General features: G+C 55.4%; 29 protein-coding genes. 20 read left to right on the top strand and 9 right to left on the bottom strand.

The features are described 5' to 3' along the window. Nucleotides 1-9: 9 nt before the first annotated feature. On the bottom strand, nucleotides 10-627 hold the full coding sequence (locus tag E4P01_RS18450; protein ID WP_216091660.1) for a hypothetical protein: 618 nt from the start codon (nucleotides 625-627) through the stop codon (nucleotides 10-12). Nucleotides 628-681: 54 nt separating this feature from the next. Then, a complete protein-coding gene (locus E4P01_RS18445; protein ID WP_216091661.1) occupies nucleotides 682-909 on the bottom strand; it encodes a helix-turn-helix transcriptional regulator in 228 nt (75 codons plus the stop codon). 43 nt (nucleotides 910-952) lie between these two features. Here E4P01_RS18445 and E4P01_RS18440 point away from each other — a divergent pair, with 43 nt between their 5' ends. The 7 genes from E4P01_RS18440 (at nucleotide 953) to E4P01_RS18410 (ending at nucleotide 3,978) form a co-directional block, all read left to right on the top strand. After that, entirely contained in the window at nucleotides 953-1,660 is a 708-nt protein-coding gene (locus E4P01_RS18440; RefSeq protein WP_216091662.1) for a LexA family transcriptional regulator, read from the top strand. An 18-nt stretch (nucleotides 1,661-1,678) separates the two neighbouring features. After that, nucleotides 1,679-1,906: a hypothetical protein gene (locus E4P01_RS18435; protein ID WP_216091663.1), complete on the top strand. Its 228-nt coding sequence runs from the start codon at nucleotides 1,679-1,681 to the stop codon at nucleotides 1,904-1,906. Between the two features lie 30 nt (nucleotides 1,907-1,936). Next, nucleotides 1,937-2,272, top strand: coding sequence for a hypothetical protein (locus E4P01_RS18430; RefSeq protein ID WP_216091664.1), 336 nt, complete (start codon nucleotides 1,937-1,939; stop codon nucleotides 2,270-2,272). Nucleotides 2,273-2,352: 80 nt separating this feature from the next. Beyond that, entirely contained in the window at nucleotides 2,353-2,655 is a 303-nt protein-coding gene (locus E4P01_RS18425) for a hypothetical protein (RefSeq protein ID WP_216091665.1), read from the top strand. After that, complete coding sequence (locus E4P01_RS18420) at nucleotides 2,652-3,080, top strand: hypothetical protein (protein ID WP_216091666.1); 429 nt, start codon at nucleotides 2,652-2,654, stop codon at nucleotides 3,078-3,080. The genes E4P01_RS18425 and E4P01_RS18420 overlap by 4 nt, the downstream gene beginning before the upstream one ends. Before the next feature lie 225 nt (nucleotides 3,081-3,305). Next, nucleotides 3,306-3,494, top strand: coding sequence for a hypothetical protein (locus tag E4P01_RS18415; RefSeq protein ID WP_216091667.1), 189 nt, complete (start codon nucleotides 3,306-3,308; stop codon nucleotides 3,492-3,494). Between the two features lie 70 nt (nucleotides 3,495-3,564). Continuing rightward, a complete protein-coding gene (locus E4P01_RS18410; protein WP_069868617.1) occupies nucleotides 3,565-3,978 on the top strand; it encodes a hypothetical protein in 414 nt (137 codons plus the stop codon). Between the two features lie 67 nt (nucleotides 3,979-4,045). Here E4P01_RS18410 and E4P01_RS18405 read toward each other — a convergent pair whose 3' ends face one another. Beyond that, nucleotides 4,046-4,501: a hypothetical protein gene (locus E4P01_RS18405; protein ID WP_216091668.1), complete on the bottom strand. Its 456-nt coding sequence runs from the start codon at nucleotides 4,499-4,501 to the stop codon at nucleotides 4,046-4,048. 229 nt (nucleotides 4,502-4,730) lie between these two features. Between E4P01_RS18405 and E4P01_RS18400 the strand changes: the two genes are divergently transcribed. The 6 genes from E4P01_RS18400 to E4P01_RS18375 all read left to right on the top strand — a co-directional run bounded on the left by E4P01_RS18400 (nucleotide 4,731) and on the right by E4P01_RS18375 (nucleotide 6,867). After that, on the top strand, nucleotides 4,731-4,982 hold the full coding sequence (locus E4P01_RS18400) for a DUF1654 domain-containing protein (RefSeq protein WP_216091669.1): 252 nt from the start codon (nucleotides 4,731-4,733) through the stop codon (nucleotides 4,980-4,982). Between the two features lie 456 nt (nucleotides 4,983-5,438). After that, the gene (locus E4P01_RS18395; protein ID WP_216091670.1) at nucleotides 5,439-5,624 is read left to right on the top strand and encodes a hypothetical protein; all 186 of its coding nucleotides are present in this window, start codon (nucleotides 5,439-5,441) and stop codon (nucleotides 5,622-5,624) included. 72 nt (nucleotides 5,625-5,696) lie between these two features. After that, entirely contained in the window at nucleotides 5,697-5,912 is a 216-nt protein-coding gene (locus E4P01_RS18390) for a hypothetical protein (RefSeq protein ID WP_216091671.1), read from the top strand. A 144-nt stretch (nucleotides 5,913-6,056) separates the two neighbouring features. After that, a complete protein-coding gene (locus E4P01_RS18385) occupies nucleotides 6,057-6,479 on the top strand; it encodes a hypothetical protein (protein ID WP_216091672.1) in 423 nt (140 codons plus the stop codon). Continuing rightward, nucleotides 6,476-6,667: a hypothetical protein gene (locus tag E4P01_RS18380; RefSeq protein WP_032880665.1), complete on the top strand. Its 192-nt coding sequence runs from the start codon at nucleotides 6,476-6,478 to the stop codon at nucleotides 6,665-6,667. The genes E4P01_RS18385 and E4P01_RS18380 overlap by 4 nt, the downstream gene beginning before the upstream one ends. Next, nucleotides 6,664-6,867 (top strand): hypothetical protein, encoded by a 204-nt coding sequence (locus E4P01_RS18375; RefSeq protein ID WP_032880664.1) that lies wholly within the window; start codon nucleotides 6,664-6,666, stop codon nucleotides 6,865-6,867. The genes E4P01_RS18380 and E4P01_RS18375 overlap by 4 nt, the downstream gene beginning before the upstream one ends. On the opposite strand, the gene ykgO is transcribed toward E4P01_RS18375, so the two are convergent. Further along, a complete protein-coding gene (gene ykgO / locus E4P01_RS18370) occupies nucleotides 6,868-7,023 on the bottom strand; it encodes a type B 50S ribosomal protein L36 (protein ID WP_019816741.1) in 156 nt (51 codons plus the stop codon). A gap of 135 nt (nucleotides 7,024-7,158) precedes the next feature. Between ykgO and bet the strand changes: the two genes are divergently transcribed. The 5 genes from bet (at nucleotide 7,159) to E4P01_RS18345 (ending at nucleotide 10,692) form a co-directional block, all read left to right on the top strand. Beyond that, entirely contained in the window at nucleotides 7,159-7,965 is an 807-nt protein-coding gene (bet, locus tag E4P01_RS18365; protein WP_216092172.1) for a phage recombination protein Bet, read from the top strand. Then, nucleotides 7,962-9,590 (top strand): YqaJ viral recombinase family protein, encoded by a 1,629-nt coding sequence (locus tag E4P01_RS18360; protein ID WP_216091673.1) that lies wholly within the window; start codon nucleotides 7,962-7,964, stop codon nucleotides 9,588-9,590. The genes bet and E4P01_RS18360 overlap by 4 nt, the downstream gene beginning before the upstream one ends. Then, complete coding sequence (locus tag E4P01_RS18355) at nucleotides 9,587-9,829, top strand: hypothetical protein (RefSeq protein WP_216091674.1); 243 nt, start codon at nucleotides 9,587-9,589, stop codon at nucleotides 9,827-9,829. Before E4P01_RS18360 ends, E4P01_RS18355 begins: the two co-directional genes overlap by 4 nt. Beyond that, nucleotides 9,826-10,296 (top strand): hypothetical protein, encoded by a 471-nt coding sequence (locus E4P01_RS18350; RefSeq protein ID WP_216091675.1) that lies wholly within the window; start codon nucleotides 9,826-9,828, stop codon nucleotides 10,294-10,296. Before E4P01_RS18355 ends, E4P01_RS18350 begins: the two co-directional genes overlap by 4 nt. 69 nt (nucleotides 10,297-10,365) lie before the next feature. Next, nucleotides 10,366-10,692 (top strand): hypothetical protein, encoded by a 327-nt coding sequence (locus E4P01_RS18345; RefSeq protein ID WP_216091676.1) that lies wholly within the window; start codon nucleotides 10,366-10,368, stop codon nucleotides 10,690-10,692. A 44-nt stretch (nucleotides 10,693-10,736) separates the two neighbouring features. Here E4P01_RS18345 and E4P01_RS18340 read toward each other — a convergent pair whose 3' ends face one another. Together E4P01_RS18340 and E4P01_RS18335 are read right to left on the bottom strand one after the other, a co-directional pair. Then, nucleotides 10,737-11,300 carry a hypothetical protein gene (locus tag E4P01_RS18340; RefSeq protein WP_216091677.1) on the bottom strand — a complete coding sequence of 188 codons (564 nt, stop codon included), beginning with the start codon at nucleotides 11,298-11,300 and terminating at the stop codon, nucleotides 10,737-10,739. A 79-nt stretch (nucleotides 11,301-11,379) separates the two neighbouring features. Then, complete coding sequence (locus tag E4P01_RS18335) at nucleotides 11,380-12,027, bottom strand: hypothetical protein (RefSeq protein ID WP_216091678.1); 648 nt, start codon at nucleotides 12,025-12,027, stop codon at nucleotides 11,380-11,382. A gap of 93 nt (nucleotides 12,028-12,120) precedes the next feature. Here E4P01_RS18335 and E4P01_RS18330 point away from each other — a divergent pair, with 93 nt between their 5' ends. After that, entirely contained in the window at nucleotides 12,121-12,681 is a 561-nt protein-coding gene (locus E4P01_RS18330) for a hypothetical protein (protein ID WP_216091679.1), read from the top strand. A gap of 6 nt (nucleotides 12,682-12,687) precedes the next feature. Here E4P01_RS18330 and E4P01_RS18325 read toward each other — a convergent pair whose 3' ends face one another. Both E4P01_RS18325 and E4P01_RS18320 read right to left on the bottom strand, forming a co-directional pair. Continuing rightward, nucleotides 12,688-12,942, bottom strand: a complete 255-nt coding sequence (locus E4P01_RS18325) for a hypothetical protein (RefSeq protein ID WP_216091680.1) — start codon at nucleotides 12,940-12,942, stop codon at nucleotides 12,688-12,690. A gap of 187 nt (nucleotides 12,943-13,129) precedes the next feature. After that, nucleotides 13,130-13,948, bottom strand: coding sequence for a TIR domain-containing protein (locus E4P01_RS18320; protein WP_216091681.1), 819 nt, complete (start codon nucleotides 13,946-13,948; stop codon nucleotides 13,130-13,132). Nucleotides 13,949-14,071: 123 nt separating this feature from the next. Here E4P01_RS18320 and E4P01_RS18315 point away from each other — a divergent pair, with 123 nt between their 5' ends. Next, complete coding sequence (locus tag E4P01_RS18315; RefSeq protein WP_216091682.1) at nucleotides 14,072-14,704, top strand: hypothetical protein; 633 nt, start codon at nucleotides 14,072-14,074, stop codon at nucleotides 14,702-14,704. Between the two features lie 85 nt (nucleotides 14,705-14,789). On the opposite strand, the gene E4P01_RS18310 is transcribed toward E4P01_RS18315, so the two are convergent. Beyond that, nucleotides 14,790-15,047 carry a hypothetical protein gene (locus E4P01_RS18310; protein ID WP_216091683.1) on the bottom strand — a complete coding sequence of 86 codons (258 nt, stop codon included), beginning with the start codon at nucleotides 15,045-15,047 and terminating at the stop codon, nucleotides 14,790-14,792. Nucleotides 15,048-15,198 lie beyond the last annotated feature (151 nt).

The raw sequence follows: 15,198 nt of genomic DNA, 5'->3' as shown, positions 1-15,198 counted from the left end.
CGCGGGAAATCAGGAAACAGATTTCAAATTTCGCTGGACCGAAGCGAGCAACTGCTCGGCACGGCGCCCCAACTCCCCCGCCTTCGCTTCAACCTGGCGGCACTGCTTGGCGAACGCCGGCAAGTGCGGAAGATCCAGTTCGCACATCACCTGGTCATCGAAGACTTCGCTGCCGGTATCGATCACATCGCCCAGGGCGCGGATGAGAGCGCCGAAGCTTTTGTTCGCGCATTGGTCGCTGGTCATCTGGCGGGCGCCGGTCAGGCCGTGGCGGCTCGCTAGTTCGTTCAGGCAGTGATCGCGGTACTCAGGCTCAAGGGCGTTGACCCACGATTCTTCTAGCCAGGACGGCATTTCCTGATCGCCGTTCAGCCAGCGCTGAACGCGCTTGAGCCAGCGGCCGGTGGCCTTCACGAACTCATTAACGTCGCCGGTCAGCACGGTTGAATTGAAGTCAGGAACGACCTTTTCCTTGGCTCGACCGGGAATCGACAGGTGCAGCTCACGGCTCAGCGCCTGGGCGAAATCGTCCTGGCTCAAGCTGGTGCGGGCGATCTGGTTTTGAGCATGGGCGACCAGCACCTGATCACGGGTTTGTACGGTGTGTCTGGAACTGGACGTATGCATGGGGACTACTCTCTTCTAATCTGGCTCCAATGGAATGGCGGGCGGGGATGTCGCTTAGGCGGCCCGAACATCCGTAGAAGATCGCTGCGGAAAAACGCGATCCAAAGTGCATTTCGCACCTAATTCATTCAGCGCCTGGACGATCTTCCGGGCATCTTCAAGCTTCAATGGGCGTGCCCCCGACTCGTAGTTAGCGAGCCGCGACTGCTTCCAGTTGAGCTTTCGGTGCAAGGCTGCCTGGGTGATTCCGGCCTCCTCACGAAACTCTGCTATGAGGTTCATTGCGTTGCTCCTGCGGTCATTAAACCAAGGATAAACACATAACGTGTTATTGGCAAACACAATAAGTGTGCGGAATTTATTTCACTCCGTGATTAAAATTCGATCCATGAAGACACTCGGATCGCGCATCGCTCACTACAGAGAAAAAGCAGGGCTTTCTCAGGCTGCCTTAGCAAAGGCGTGCGGGTGGAAATCCCAATCGCGCATAGGAAACTATGAGAAAGATGCTCGGGAGCCAAACCTTGACGATATCGCCAAGATTGCCCATGAACTGAAAGTCGATCCGGCAGCGCTGCTTTTGCCTGGCGAAAGCCCCTCGAATATTTCAATCGCCGCCCAACCCATCAAATCATTCCGCTACCCAGTAATCAGCTGGGTCGCCGCTGGCGCCTGGGCGGAGGCCGTTGAGCCATACCCGGCTGGATTCTCGGACAGCTATGAGTTCTCGGAGTACGACTCCAAGGGCACCTCGTTTTGGCTGAAGGTGAAAGGTGACTCGATGACGGCACCCGCCGGCCAGAGCATCACCGAGGGCACTCTGATCCTAGTGGACACAGAGGCTGAGGTTGCACCAGGTAAGCTGGTGGTGGCCAAGCTACCGGATAGCAATGAGGCGACGTTCAAGAAGCTGGTCAGCGATGGCGGCCGGCTGTTCCTGAAGCCATTGAACCCGAGCTACCCAATTGAGGCGGTAGACGAGAACTGCCGGATCGTGGGCGTGGTTGTTCAGGCGCTGCAGAAGTTTTACTGATGCTTTTCAGTAGGCCCTATGTCCCTCACGAAGCCAAACCAGCAACTGCGCCGCGACCTGAAGGCGATTGCCTCAAACCTTGAGCAGTCCTGTATTGATCTGGTTAAGCTCGCCGAAAAGCTCAGTGATGCCGACGCCATAGCCCTGATGGGGTTGGTGGGTACGCTTTATGAGGAAGCTGACAGGGTGGTGGGGTATGCCGAGGAAGTGAAGGTCGGCTTGGTCAGCAGAGTCAAAGCTGGTTGAGTTGATAGGCACGGACTTGTAGGAGATGTCTTGGATCAGCAGGAAAGCAGTGAAGCCTACTGGGCGCGGCACAAGGAAGCGGAACGACTTATTACTTCAATCAAAGGGCCAAGGCCGGAGCCGACTGAGGCTAGGGATTCCATTCTTGGAGCGATGGCCGGGGGCTTTTCAGCAATGCTTGCGTTGGCATTTGCAGGCGTCCAGGGAGAGCGCTTCGACTACATCACCCTAGCTGTTGCAGGTGTTGCCGCCGGGGCAGTATTTCTGTGCCGACGCTTTCAACAGAGAGATTGGCACAAAGCCTGGATGAACCGCATGAGCCAGACCGCCCCAAGCAAGGTTAGCAGGCGGCGTGACGAGCTATAGGTGACGGTGGGAAGGATTGTGCGGGGCGAAGCTAGTAAGCGCTGAAGTTATTTTTTTGCAACTTAGCATCAAGAGGGACCATGACTTCGAAAATCGAAATGCGCCTTAACACGGAGAAGCTGGCTCAGTTGCTCACGGAAAGGGTTAAACATCCTGCTTGCGTTCTCTGCGAATCCGACGATTGGGAGCTTCCGTCCTACGCCGGGGTAACGGGCGTGTCACTCCCTTGGGCCAATGGAATTGACTATTTTGTGACCGGCAGTCCTGCGGTGATGCTGATATGCAAATGCTGCGGGAATATTCGACTTCACTCCCTTGAAATCCTGAGGGACGCACTGGAAGAGGTCGATGTGATTGAGGTTGGCCCGAGGGTTGAGTTGTGAGTAAGCCTTTTGAAGTTACAAATATTGCAGACAAATACCCCGACCGCTTCGGGCGTGACAAAGCCAGGGATCCCGGCAATACTGGTGGTGATGAGCCGCCTGGAGGACACCCATTGGAAGCCCGCGTAATAGCACTCGAAAAAGCATCCCAGGATATTCGGGAAAAGCTTGTGCGCGTGGAGTTTCGCCTCGATGCCATTGAATCCAGTATGGCAACCAAAGCAGATCTTGCCTTGCTCGCCTCCAAGGATGACCTTACAGGTTATGTAAGAGCTAGCGGCAAGGACGTTCAGGACCTGGCTGTCAGCTTTCAAAAATCAATAACCGATGTCCAAAAAACGATTAATGAGCAAACCTGGAAATTTATAGGCCTTGTCGGAGTGCTTGCGGGGCTAGCCTTCACCGCTGCTAAGTTCATCCACTAGCAGTGCTCTCTCGAGAACGCAGGCCCGGCCCAGAGCCGGGCTTCTTGTATGTGCCCTTTCACGACCTTTTCACAGGAGAGCGCCTATTGTAGGCACAGCATCTTGTGAACACCCTTAAGCCCGCCATCCCCATCGCGGGCTTTTCTTTGCCTTCAATTCCGTGTTCTACGCTATCTAGTCCCTCAATTGGGGACGACGCCATGCCCTCCCCCTACTCCCCCCGATATGCTCGAACGCATCTACGTGAACCAGCTCGCCTTCGAAGCGGCACTTATGGAGCTGACATTGCTCTTCGAAAGCCAAGGCGGTGTCGAGACTGGCGGCAATGTCCGTGGTGCACTGGAGACGATTGGTGAGAACGCCGGGCATATGAAGCAGGGGTTGGCTAGGTTGAGGGCACAAGGGCCTGATTGATCACCTGCCCGCCAGTAGTGGCTGTACGCCACGAATGTTAAGGTGCTGGCTCAGTCAGAGAGAGACCCTCATGCTTAAGAAATTGCTCGCTGCTTGTGCCGCCTCGCTTCTTCTTACCGGGTGCGTAAAGCCCACTCCAGAGCAGCTTGAAAATCCGGACTATGGACCTTATCCATTCGACTACGATCGTACGATCAAAGCATATATGGCACGGACTCAGCCGGATCCCGACTCAACAAAGTATCAATTTCTGGGTGACCCTATTCCGATGTGGAATGGCATCTTTGGGCTTCGATTCGGGTATGGGATGTGCGTCATCGTGAATGCAAAGAATATTTATGGCGGCTATGCGGGGCAAGAATTGTGGTTTTTCATGCTGCGTGGCGATCAAGTCATGGAGACAAATAGCGCTCGTGTGGGTGGACACCCAAAGGCATTTGCTCGGGTGAAGTGCGAAAAAGTTGGCTTCAACTTGGGAGGCTGAACTAAGTCGAACCCTTGAGAATTTAATAGAGAAGCCCGTCGCGCGCGGGCTTTTTCATGCCTGTAGATTATTGCGACGTCACCGAGGCTTGCGGCTGTGCAGAAGGTGGAAGACTTACAGCGCTCAGCTTGCCAGTAGCGTCTTCTGGAAGCGTATACATGGCACCTGTCAACGGATCAACGATCAACATACCTATCAAGCCGCCAATAAGCAGGTTGCCCCAGTACCAGCCGCTTACAGTCGACTTCAGAGGGACAGTTGTTTCTGCATAGCCGTCTTTTTGGAAGGTAACGGTGTAGCTCTGGCTTTTAAAGTAGCCCCTGCTCGTCTCCAAAATCGCGGAACCTGGAGTGACGCCCTTATGCAGCACACCTCCACTACTGTCCTTGATTACGTAGTTGGCATTCGTCGGAAGGCTGTACAACCCAACCTTCGGCTTGCTATCGCTGACAATGCTTGCGCAGCCGCCCAGGGCAATCATTGCAATAAGCACTGTCACTCCCGCCGCCTTTCCCATCTTCATACCATCACTCCGTAGCGCCTTCATTGGCTTGGCCGATGCTCGGCCGGCGCGCATTGTATCCGAATGATGGCAGTTAGACACCTCGCCACAGAGCAGGGCTTTTATGGGCTTAGCGCGTCTCTAATCAAGCGGTTTATGCATTTATGCATGAAACTCCTTGCCACCCTATTGCCAATAAGATGCCAATAACAATACTGTACATGCATACAGAATTCGAAAGGAGCGCAGCATGATTCAGGCACCCTACTCTCCATCAAAACCACGAAATTCCTACGAGCTTGTCGGCCGGCGCCTGCAAGGCTTGATCGCCTCTCCTCGGGTACAGAGGATTCAACTGGTCGAGGTATCCAAACGCGACGACGAAAGCCCTGAAGCCTGGCACCAGATCATCCAGGATATCGGCGACACCGCTGGCATAAGGATCGAGCATTTGGAGGGCGGCGCTGTCAGGATCGGCTGGCGCGAGTACTGCGATTCCTAAATGAGCTCGCCGATAGGCGGGCTTCCTGCTACCTCCGTCCCAATCACCCTATAAAAACCACACATCGTGATTCAATCATGAATAATACAAACACTTTTCGTGTTGACACAATAAACACACTCTGTGATTATCACCTCAAGCCAGCAATGAAGAATGTCGGCCAGCAGCGAAACCTGCGCCGCTCTTTAGCGATACCCCTTGCCGGATCACCACCGGCCCAGATTCACAGGCAGCGATGAACCGGCCTAAACGGTTCAGAGGGTTGGCAACTGACCCGGGCGTGCAGCGTAAAGCGCCAAGAACAGTTATCCAGCGGGAGAACAAGCCGAAAGGTCCGCGGCTGGAAGAACATTTAATTCAAGCCGGTGACCGACGCCAGTAGCGGGTCACGGCTCCACAGATTTACTGATGCCGCTTCTATGAGGCGGCATTGGAAATCAACGGGAGGAATACAGGATGAACAAGGTGCTTCGTATCACCCTTCGCGGCGAGCTTCAGGTGTTCGCCGATGAGGACCTGGCAGCCTGCATCCGCGAGGCCAACCGGCTCAACGCAGATCGCGGCTACACCAACGGCGTGTGTGTGGTCGAGCAGGAAGACGGGCAGCGCATGACGGCGGCGGACTGCAAGGCTGCAGCATGACGGACCTTTTCACTGATGCCCATCCAGAGCGGTGGGCATTGGGAAAACAACCGAACACCGGAGTAAGACGAAATGAAACAGGATCTGGCAAAAGGTTTCCTCACCTACACCAGCGACGAGAACAGAACTACCGAAAATCACTACGCTGTCTTGCCATGCGGAAAGGTCCTGGTCTCCTCGGGACACGGCCTGAACTGCCGCGACTTCGGTCCAAAGAACCCGGATGACTGGGGCCACTCTTCCTCATTGCCGGATCACGCCGAGTTCATCGGACATTACAAAGTCTGACCCCGCCCACCTCAAGCCCCTTAACTGGGGCTTAAACACCTCGCCTCTACCCGTCAGCACTCCTCCCCCGCGCCCATCGGCAACCAGCGGGAGGCATGAGTGTTGACGAATACAGGTGAACAACCCGCCACTTTGGAGGCGACCATGTCAGCACTACGCAAGGCTCAGTTTGAGCACGACGAACAACTGCCGCCTCCGGTGAGCGAAATATCTCAGCAATTGGCCCGCAGTGAATGGCTGTACAACGCTGCCGAAGAGCTGGCCAGAGGTGGCAGCGTGGTGTTCAAGCGCCACCTGCACCCGCAGCAAGGCGTCACGGCTTACCAGTTCGCACTGGCTGTCGATGAGTACGCCAACAACCTACTTGCCGACTGCGGCGTCGACGCTCCGGCTCTGGGCTACTTGCTGATCGCAGGGATGGCGGGTTCGAGGGTGAAATCGGAAGCACTGGAGCTACTCGGACGGAGCGACCACCCACTTGGGAAGCTCGGCGAGATTGCCGAACGACTACTTCAGCCCATGGCTGATGACGCACTGATCGCCCAAGCCGAGGACAACGAACTGTGAGCCCCTATGTTGAGATCGATAAAGCGCTTTTTGCGCTTGAGGAACCGGACAAGCCAGCGCTCGACGAGATCCTAGCCGAGGGTTTGATCGTGCGCCATTTCACCTCTGGCGCCATCAACGCAGAAGAATTTCATTGGTATAGCGCACGCCTCCTGGATGTCAGCCGGCGGCGTAAGGAGAAGGCATGACTACCGCACCGGTTAAATCACTCATCGACGAGCAGCTCGAAGATATCAGCGCTCATAACCTTCGAGAGGCCTACAGCCTTGCCGAACGACGTGGTTTCTTCGGTCCACCGGTTGAGCAATTCGCAGAACCAGGCTACGGCGGTCGAGTGCTCCAGGTCCTGCGCTACCGGGTTCAGCAGCAGGATCAGCAAGGAAACTGATCAGCCTTTCCCCTTGTTCTTGTTCTTCGCACTGCCCTGCCGCGCTTTGAATTTTGGATTGGATTTACAGATCACGTAGATCCGGCCGCGGCGCATAACGATCTGGCAGTCACGGTGACGGTTTTTAGCTTCTTTGAGTGAGGACAGCACTTTCATAGGTGAGGCTCCTTGCGTTGAGTTGAAATGTTATTACGTATCTTAGTTGCGAATAAGAACGTTTATCAACTCTTATTTCCCCTTCCCCTTTTATCGCTGCGAGCATCGCGGCAAGGATTCCCCATGTCCGCAGTATTGAAGCAGGACGACAACACACCTGCAATGTCGGAGGCCGCGCTCGTTGAAGTGCTGAGCAGCAGCCTCTATCCCGGTGCCGAAAAGAACTCGGTTGTGATGGTCCTGGCCTACTGCCAGGCCGCACACCTGGACCCGATGTTGAAGCCGGTGCACATCGTTCCGATCTGGAACTCCAAGACGAAAAAGATGCAGGACACGGTGATGCCCGGCATCGGCCTTTACCGCATCCAGGCGGCGCGCACCGGCCAGTACGCTGGAATCAGCGAGCCGGAATACGGCCCGCCAGTAACTGCGAAGCTGAGCGGCGTAGAGGTCACTTATCCCGAATGGTGCCGCGTGACCGTCAAGCGGCAGATGAGCAACGGCTTGGTTGCCGAATACACGGCCAATGAGCGCTGGCTTGAAAACTACGCGACATCGAGCAAGGACACCGCGGCGCCCAACGCCATGTGGAAGCGTCGAGCATTTGCCCAGCTTGCCAAATGTGCCGAGGCCCAGGCTCTGCGCAAAGCATTCCCTGAAGTCGGATCGGCGCCAACGGCAGACGAGATGGAAGGCAAGACATTCGAAGAAGTCGCCAAAGATGTTTCACCGGCGCGCCAAGCCCCACCAGAACCGGACACCAAGCCTGCCTATCCCGACGAACTGCTGGCTGAAAACATCGAGAAGTGGCAGCCACTGATCGACACCGGTCGCACTAGTCCGGAACACATTATTTCCAACGTCATCAGCAAGTACTCGTTGCGCGATGACCAGATCGAAACCATCACCAACCTCAATGCCCTCGATGGAGACGCAGCATGAAAATTCACAACGTAGCTCAAGGCTCCGCCGAGTGGCTTGCCCTCCGCGCCAAGTTCCGCACCGCCTCCGAAGCTCCGGCAATGATGGGCGCCTCTAAGTATCAATCCCGCACCGACCTGCTGATCGCCAAGAAGACCGGCATCACAACGGACGTCACCCCCTCTCAGCAGTTTATCTTCGACAAGGGCCACGCGACTGAAGCCCTGGCCCGCCCGCTGACTGAAGCATTGATCGGCGAAGAGCTGTATCCAATCGTTGCCACTGAGGGCAACCTGCTGGCCTCCATGGACGGCGCCACAATGCTCGGCGAGACACTGTTCGAGCACAAGCTGTGGAATGAGTCAGTCGTGGCCCAGGTGAAGGCTGGCGACCTGGCTCCGCACTACTACTGGCAGCTTGAGCAGCAACTGCTGGTGAGCGGCGCTGAGAGGGTCATCTTTGTTTGCTCGGACGGCACACCGGAGAACTTCGTGCAGATGGAGTATCGACCCGTCGCCGGGCGCGCGGCCCAGTTGATCGAAGGCTGGAAACAGTTCGAGGCAGACCTGGCCAACTTCGAGATGGCCGACGCGCCTTCAATTGTCGTCGGCAAGACACCTGATGAATTGCCAGCCCTGCGTATCGAGCTGACCGGCATGGTTACCGCCAGCAACCTGAAGGTGTTTGAAGAGTCGGCCCTGGCGGTCATCGACTCGGTGAAAACCACACTCTCCACCGACCAGGACTTCGCCGACGCCAAGAAGGCGGTCAAGTGGTGTGGCGATGTCGAGGAGGCTGTCGCTGTCGCCAAGAAACAGGCCCTGTCGCAAACTAAAAGCATAGACGAGCTGTTTTCATCGCTGGATCGCATCAGTGCCCATGCTCGCGAGACTCGCCTGAAAGTCGACAAGCTGGTGAAGGCTCAAGAGCTGCTGGTGAAGACCAGCATCAAGCAGAAAGCCGAGCTCGCCCTGGCGAGTCACATCGCGGCAATCAACAAGACGCTTGGCAAAGTCACGCTGCCTCATGTCGTTTCGGATTTCGCCGGCGCAATGAAGAACAAGCGCACCATCGCCAGCCTCCAGGACGCAGTAGATACCGAGCTGGCACGGGCGAAGATCGATGCAAGTCAGGCCGCCGATGGCATCCGCTTGAACCTGACCAGTCTGGCAGAGCTCGCCGTTGATCATGCCTTCCTGTTCAGCGACGTGCAGCAGCTGGTCATCAAAGCCAATGATGACCTGGTGACGCTGATCAAATTCCGAATCTCCGAACACCAGAAGTCGGAGCGGGAAAAGGCCGACGCGAAGCGAATCGCAGAAGAACAAGAAGCCCAGCGCCTGGCAGCAATCAAGCCAGAACCCGTTGTCGAGAAGGTGGCTGTGCCCGGGCCAGTCCGCGCTGCGCCCGTCCAGACAGCTGCACCCGCCGGCCACGCCACAAACCCTGTGGCGAGCCACTCCGTGGAGCAGGTAGCGCTCCAGGCCAACGTGACGGACTTTGAGGCCCTGGTGAAAGCCGTAGCGTATGGTCAGGCGCCGATCACCGTCCTCCTTGTCAATTGGGAAGCGCTCGACGCGATGGTCGCAGCGCAGGGTTCAACCTTCAGCATGGCCGGGGTGACGCTGGCCAAGGTCGCAGCATGATCAGCAACCTCAGATCAGATATCGAGTTCCGGCGCGAGAAAGCGCTGGAGCTTTCCAGTCAGGTCCGTCGGCACCTGGCAGCCGGCGGGAAACTCACAATCGGCGATAGTCCGGGGATCAATCCGGATCCGGCAAAGCGCTCGGAAACGATTGATCCGACGACCATCCTCAAGCGCCGCAAGCCGCCCATCACCCGAGCCGAGCGTGAAGCGCTGCGCAAACTCGCGGAGGCATTATGAGCAAGCGCAAGCCGCATAACCTGCAAACACGCATCGCCCGGTCGTGCCGCTCGCTACTGGCCTCCAACCATGTCGCGGTGGTCAACATCGACCCGAGCGGCCGCCAGGGCATGATCAATTACAAATCGCTCAAGAGCATCGCACCGGGGAAGATTGGCCAGGCCGTTTGCGGCATCCCCCACCGGTGGACGATCTACCTCAGCGCGCTTTGCATCGACACCCGCGGCGACCGCTACAGTAAGTCGATGGAAGTGGCGCCCGATGGCGTCTACCTCTCCGACCACCTCGAAGACGTGATCGAGCATTGCTACAAGAAGTTGCGCGACGAGGCAAACCAAAGCCAGATGGTGGCCTCGGGCTGGATCGCCATACCTGAAGCGATATCGCTCGACGAGGCACACGCCGCGCGGATCTTCGAAACGTTCGGCGCGTGGCACCAAGTAAAGGTCGACTCATGCGCCGCATAGCCCGCACCCAGCAACGCAAACGTCAAACCTGGCTCGCACTGCCGGCCAGCGGAATTGAAGAGGTAGGCCATGGCCAAGACTGTGCAGGAGCGCTCGGCGAAAACCGCCAGGAAGCGCGTGGCACTTGCCGAAGAGGAGTTGAGGCTCAGGGTTCGCCCCGGCACCCGACAGGCACTGGCCGACCTAATGGAGTGGTCAGGAATTACTGAGCAGGGCGAGGCGATGACGCTGATGATTCATCACCTGCACGCGATGGGTTCTGCGAAGTGTCAGCCTCTACTGATTCCGCCGCGCCACGAAATTGTGATATCGCAAAACGTGGCGCGGGAATTCCGCAGTAAAAGCCTTCTTGCCATACAGAAAGACCCGGGCGACGAAATTATCGAGCCCGTGTAATGCACATCACTCTAGGCATCCGGATATGTATGGCGGAACTGCCGCTAAATGCCAGCAGTGAACCTCATCTGGCTCGATGACATTTTACTGAATGGGTGAGTTCCTAGTCCCGCTTCATTGTGTAATTCATAAATCATTTTCCGACAAGCATCAAAACATGCACGGACATTAGCCGTGGTTAAGCTAACCTGCCATCCGACCGGAAACTGCTGTTGATGCGGCCATATCATTTCGTCAGTGTCCACTGAAAAGCTGAAGGTTTCGGTTCTGCCGTGAGCCATCTCATTCCGAAAATTTATTGCGGCTGCGACCTCAGGGTACGACTCGTCAATACTGGAATCTTGTAGGCCAACCTTCACCCTAAGAAGCTTGTATTTGCTCCAGACGGACGTCCGATCTTTCTTGTCGTTCCATTGAGGATATCCTCGCAGGGTACCTAAATGGTTGAGGTACGCCTCGATCAAAAAGCTTGAAAGTATCAGTGCATTCAGCAGGTGATAAGTCCGGCCCTCCTCCTCACTTTCGGCGGTAGTAAGGGCCGCTCTAGCACCCACGTGGAGAAACGTGTAGGTGAAAAGCTTTGTTTCTCCGATAACGCTTCCAGACATTCTTAATCCTCAGTATCCGATTCCATGCCGGTCATCGGTAATTATCGTTTCTAGCAAAATAGTCAAGTAGTCCGCACTACTACAGTTTTGTGCGTAGGTATGCCTCAATGTTAAATAGGTGCCCCTGGAATCTCTGCCAATATTCGTTGTCTTGGTCCCCTTCGTACAGGACACCCTTATGCTGTATCCAAGCCTTGGCATAGCGCTCTCTAGTTTCAGAGTCCTCCTCGGGGTTCATTGCCGATGAATATCGCCTAGCAACAGTCCACCACTCGTCCTTCATCTTCATCAGCTCACCGACTAGAGCCTCAAGCTCCGCCCCCCAAAGCGCACGAGCTTCAAAAAGATGGGCGCGAACTAGTACTAAGGATGATTCAATCGATTTCAATCTAGCTCGATAGATAGAATAGGTAAAAGCAAAGCGGCGTGTATCTCCCGTTAATTTAGTTATCTTGGAGATATCTTCATCGTCTAGTTCATCAAGGCTCAAACCGATATCTCGAGCCGCGTTCAGCGTCGCTTCGAACGTATAAATCGCAACCAGCAATTTTCGAGAAAGCTCGTGGCTAGTCGTTCCTTGCAGCTGTCGCCTCCACGTTTTGAGACCGAGAATCCCGAAAACAATCGCTGCCGCGACGGCACCAAGGCTGGCTAAAGAGCCCACAGCGGCCGCGACATCCTTAGTCAGGCCCCATTGCACTTCCGTAAACGTTAAGCACAGATTCATACATAGCTTCTCGATAAATCGCGATGCTCTCTCATACCAAACCAAATTGCCACCACCGGACGCCGGAGGGTGGCGCCTGACTGGAGATAATCCATGAGCAACTACATGTACAAGACGACCGCCCCTGCCGTGGTTGCAGCTGTTATCGCCTGGGATGCCAAGCGCAAAGAGTGGGACGCCCAGCGCGACAATCTTGGTCAGATGTTTGGAGGCTCGCCATCCCCGATGCGGTCTGGCAGCCGCAGCTATGTCGGCGGCGTGAAGCTCAGTGCAAGCCGTGACCTGGATGTGCACTGGTGCCGGCCGGACCAGTACGGCTACCGCGCTCTCCGCTCCAGCGCCAAACTAGCCAAAGGCACTTCCAAGGAAGATCGCGCTGCGCAGGTCGTCGAGCATGAGCGCTTGAGCGCGCTATGGAAGGAGCACTGCCCGACGAGCATTGATCAGGACGAGGCTTGGGAAGCGATGGGCCTTAACCCTGGCGCACTGTGGCTAGGAGGTGGCGTTTTCTTCGAGTTGGATGGAGCGGTATATCTGAATCTTGGCATTCGCCTAGAGGATGGCGTCGAGCAGATAGAGGGCGCCGCCGAGATCCTCGGCAGCGAGTTTGAAGCGGCACGGCAGACAGTCCTGGGGCAGCGACAAGCAGCCTAATGCATATTAGCCGTTACCGCGCTCATACCAAGCTGATGCTTTCTCAAGTGCCAGCCTTTCAGCGTGCTCGACGCTTTCGAAAGGCCCATTGATCGTGCCGATAACTCTGTCGCCATCGTCATTCACGGTCACATAAACCGAGACAGGTATGGGGTCGTTGTCTGCGCCCCAGGTTGGCTGCGCCATCACCTCCTTGCCTTTTCCTTTTCCGCTTTCGATGGTGAGGATGTTGGTCCATGGGCGATCCACTAGCGGTTTCATAAATTCTCCTTGATCCGGCTCCATGCCGGTCACCAATTATACCTTAAACCAAATTGCCACCACGCCGGCGGCGATGCAGGCCTAGGTCGAACCTGACCCCTTATCGCCATTCGGACATCACGCTGGATAGTGCACGAGTTACTACAGCGGTCGCCACAAGAGGTTAACGCCAATTAAATCAATTGACTTAGTCGTCTTTCCCGGATGACTTGCGGGACCTTGTTTGTTTAGTAAAAATAACCATCCTATACTTAGAAAGTATATCTTCAACCACACCTCGCTCCACCCCTAGTTCTTCCGCCTTTCGCAAAATATCTTGGATGGGTATACTTTCATTATTCGCGAGTTCAACTATGAACTCCTCTCCAGTTTTAAAGCTACTTGTGAAGCTAGGCCACTTATCTGCAACGACCGGCTGCCTATGCTCAAGCTCCCTGACGCGGCTTGATAACGATCGTGTATTGGATAATATTTCGGCAAGTATACTTTGCTCTGATCTTGGCTCTACATTCTCCGCTTGAGGAGTATTTTTAATAGCGTCTTTGAATTTTTGATCAAACTGAGGCCAGTATGTATCAAACACCTGACGTAGAATTCTTTCATCAAGTCTATTTTGATCAAGGCATGAATTTAGGGAACAAGTCAGCCCCCACATGGAAGTTCGCTCTGGAAATGTGTGATTGAACTGAGCTAAAGGATCCTCAATTTCACTACTCTGCAAATCTATCAAGAAAGTGCAAACTCTATTTGTGCTTAGCCCTTTTGCAAGAGCCCCTGTTTCGAACAATATCCAAGGCTTATTTTTGTTCTCTTGTGTTAAGCAAACTATGCCGGCTGCGGTATCCTTTAACTGATCTGATATTTCAGAAAACCAGATGGCGCCTTTGTCAATGTCCCGTGTAGAAATCCAGGGCTGAGAAGCCTGCAATACGCACTTTATCCAATCACTGATCAGCTCTGCGACTACTTTGCTACGCTGACCAGACCAGCTTACGAAGACTTTCATTTCCAGCTCCATGCGACATTCGCCAAGCTAAGCAATGTCGCATAGCCACCATACAAAATCTACTATTCACATCCGCCCCCGTATCCGGTAATGGAAGAGGCGGAGCCTGACTGGAGATAATTCATGGACGATCAGTTCTACCTGCAAGACAGCCGCAACCATGCCTGCGTCGGCGACGGGTTGTCGTTCTGGGGCTTTGGCGGCTCCGGATATGTCACCGATCTGGCCAAGGCCCAGGTATTCACCCGGGACGGCGCTTGCGATCACCGCGACACCGACATCCCCTGGCCCAAGGCCTATGTCGACGCCAGGGCGCGAATCGGTGTCGATTGCCAGAATGTCACCTTGAGCGAGGCGCTGGACCAGCATCCCGACGCAGCCGAGTTCTACATCCAGAAGCCGCAGTGCTGGAACGGCAACAACCTGGTTTGGCTTTGCGAAGATGGCGTGTTCACAAGCGACCTTTCCAAGGCTGTGGTGGTGCCGAGAGCTCACACCGTGACCTGGATCGGTAAGCTCGGTCAATCAGGTGGAGTGGCCTGGCCCAAGCCCTACATCGACGCGCGTAGCCGCCGGTTGGTCGAGCGCGATGACGTGAGCATCAAAGAAGCCCTGCGCGGCATCGGCATCAAGTTGCCCAAGCCGAAGAAGTCCAGACCGATGATGTTCAATTGTGACGGCTGCGGCCGGTTTATCAGTGACGCGCAACGCTTTGAACGCAACTGTCTGAATTGCGGCGCGGACAATCGCCCCTGACCCTCCTGCGCTAAACACCAGCGCCTTCCCTGTTCAACGATAGCGCCTCCCGGCAAGGGCGGCGCAATCGAGCAGAGCCGTTTTGCTACCGAACTTGCATCCATGAAGGATTATTTTGAAGTGCTTCGTTGCACTCATCCCAGAATTGAAATAACGCCGCCTTGGCATCTTCAGCGGTATCGAAAAGGCCAGATGGTATAGCTACTCCCCTCACCACATCATCAACTTCGATTCCGTATTGCTCCGCACCATCAACGCGAACCACTCGCGCACGAGTTCCACGTCCCACGTTGATGAATCCGTCAGCTTTGAACTCCGCGATGACTTCAACTATCTGGACCATCTCTAAACTCCCGTTGGTAAGTGGTGGCACTTTAGCATGCGCCAAAGAACTTCCTATTCCCAAAGAAAACCGGCTCCATGCCGGTCACCCGTAATACCCCATATCACTGAACAGCGCCAGCCGGCGAGGCAGGCGCGCGCCTGGAGCAATT

The sequence above is a fragment of the Pseudomonas sp. NCIMB 10586 genome (assembly GCF_023127895.1).
GTDB classification, from domain to species: domain Bacteria; phylum Pseudomonadota; class Gammaproteobacteria; order Pseudomonadales; family Pseudomonadaceae; genus Aquipseudomonas; species Aquipseudomonas synxantha_A.
The sequence above is the reverse complement of the archived record's forward strand: the minus strand, read 5'-3'. Positions and strand labels throughout refer to the sequence as shown.

Coding starts and splice junctions, on each gene's coding strand:
- E4P01_RS18450 (WP_216091660.1), bottom strand. CDS start 627: ATGCATACGTCCAGTTCCAGACACACCGTACAAACCCGTGATCAGGTG.
- E4P01_RS18445 (WP_216091661.1), bottom strand. CDS start 909: ATGAACCTCATAGCAGAGTTTCGTGAGGAGGCCGGAATCACCCAGGCA.
- E4P01_RS18435 (WP_216091663.1), top strand. CDS start 1,679: ATGTCCCTCACGAAGCCAAACCAGCAACTGCGCCGCGACCTGAAGGCG.
- E4P01_RS18425 (WP_216091665.1), top strand. CDS start 2,353: ATGACTTCGAAAATCGAAATGCGCCTTAACACGGAGAAGCTGGCTCAG.
- E4P01_RS18415 (WP_216091667.1), top strand. CDS start 3,306: ATGCTCGAACGCATCTACGTGAACCAGCTCGCCTTCGAAGCGGCACTT.
- E4P01_RS18410 (WP_069868617.1), top strand. CDS start 3,565: ATGCTTAAGAAATTGCTCGCTGCTTGTGCCGCCTCGCTTCTTCTTACC.
- E4P01_RS18405 (WP_216091668.1), bottom strand. CDS start 4,501: ATGAAGATGGGAAAGGCGGCGGGAGTGACAGTGCTTATTGCAATGATT.
- E4P01_RS18400 (WP_216091669.1), top strand. CDS start 4,731: ATGATTCAGGCACCCTACTCTCCATCAAAACCACGAAATTCCTACGAG.
- E4P01_RS18395 (WP_216091670.1), top strand. CDS start 5,439: ATGAACAAGGTGCTTCGTATCACCCTTCGCGGCGAGCTTCAGGTGTTC.
- E4P01_RS18390 (WP_216091671.1), top strand. CDS start 5,697: ATGAAACAGGATCTGGCAAAAGGTTTCCTCACCTACACCAGCGACGAG.
- E4P01_RS18385 (WP_216091672.1), top strand. CDS start 6,057: ATGTCAGCACTACGCAAGGCTCAGTTTGAGCACGACGAACAACTGCCG.
- E4P01_RS18375 (WP_032880664.1), top strand. CDS start 6,664: ATGACTACCGCACCGGTTAAATCACTCATCGACGAGCAGCTCGAAGAT.
- ykgO (WP_019816741.1), bottom strand. CDS start 7,023: ATGAAAGTGCTGTCCTCACTCAAAGAAGCTAAAAACCGTCACCGTGAC.
- E4P01_RS18360 (WP_216091673.1), top strand. CDS start 7,962: ATGAAAATTCACAACGTAGCTCAAGGCTCCGCCGAGTGGCTTGCCCTC.
- E4P01_RS18355 (WP_216091674.1), top strand. CDS start 9,587: ATGATCAGCAACCTCAGATCAGATATCGAGTTCCGGCGCGAGAAAGCG.
- E4P01_RS18350 (WP_216091675.1), top strand. CDS start 9,826: ATGAGCAAGCGCAAGCCGCATAACCTGCAAACACGCATCGCCCGGTCG.
- E4P01_RS18345 (WP_216091676.1), top strand. CDS start 10,366: ATGGCCAAGACTGTGCAGGAGCGCTCGGCGAAAACCGCCAGGAAGCGC.
- E4P01_RS18340 (WP_216091677.1), bottom strand. CDS start 11,300: ATGTCTGGAAGCGTTATCGGAGAAACAAAGCTTTTCACCTACACGTTT.
- E4P01_RS18335 (WP_216091678.1), bottom strand. CDS start 12,027: ATGAATCTGTGCTTAACGTTTACGGAAGTGCAATGGGGCCTGACTAAG.
- E4P01_RS18330 (WP_216091679.1), top strand. CDS start 12,121: ATGAGCAACTACATGTACAAGACGACCGCCCCTGCCGTGGTTGCAGCT.
- E4P01_RS18325 (WP_216091680.1), bottom strand. CDS start 12,942: ATGAAACCGCTAGTGGATCGCCCATGGACCAACATCCTCACCATCGAA.
- E4P01_RS18320 (WP_216091681.1), bottom strand. CDS start 13,948: ATGAAAGTCTTCGTAAGCTGGTCTGGTCAGCGTAGCAAAGTAGTCGCA.
- E4P01_RS18315 (WP_216091682.1), top strand. CDS start 14,072: ATGGACGATCAGTTCTACCTGCAAGACAGCCGCAACCATGCCTGCGTC.
- E4P01_RS18310 (WP_216091683.1), bottom strand. CDS start 15,047: ATGGTCCAGATAGTTGAAGTCATCGCGGAGTTCAAAGCTGACGGATTC.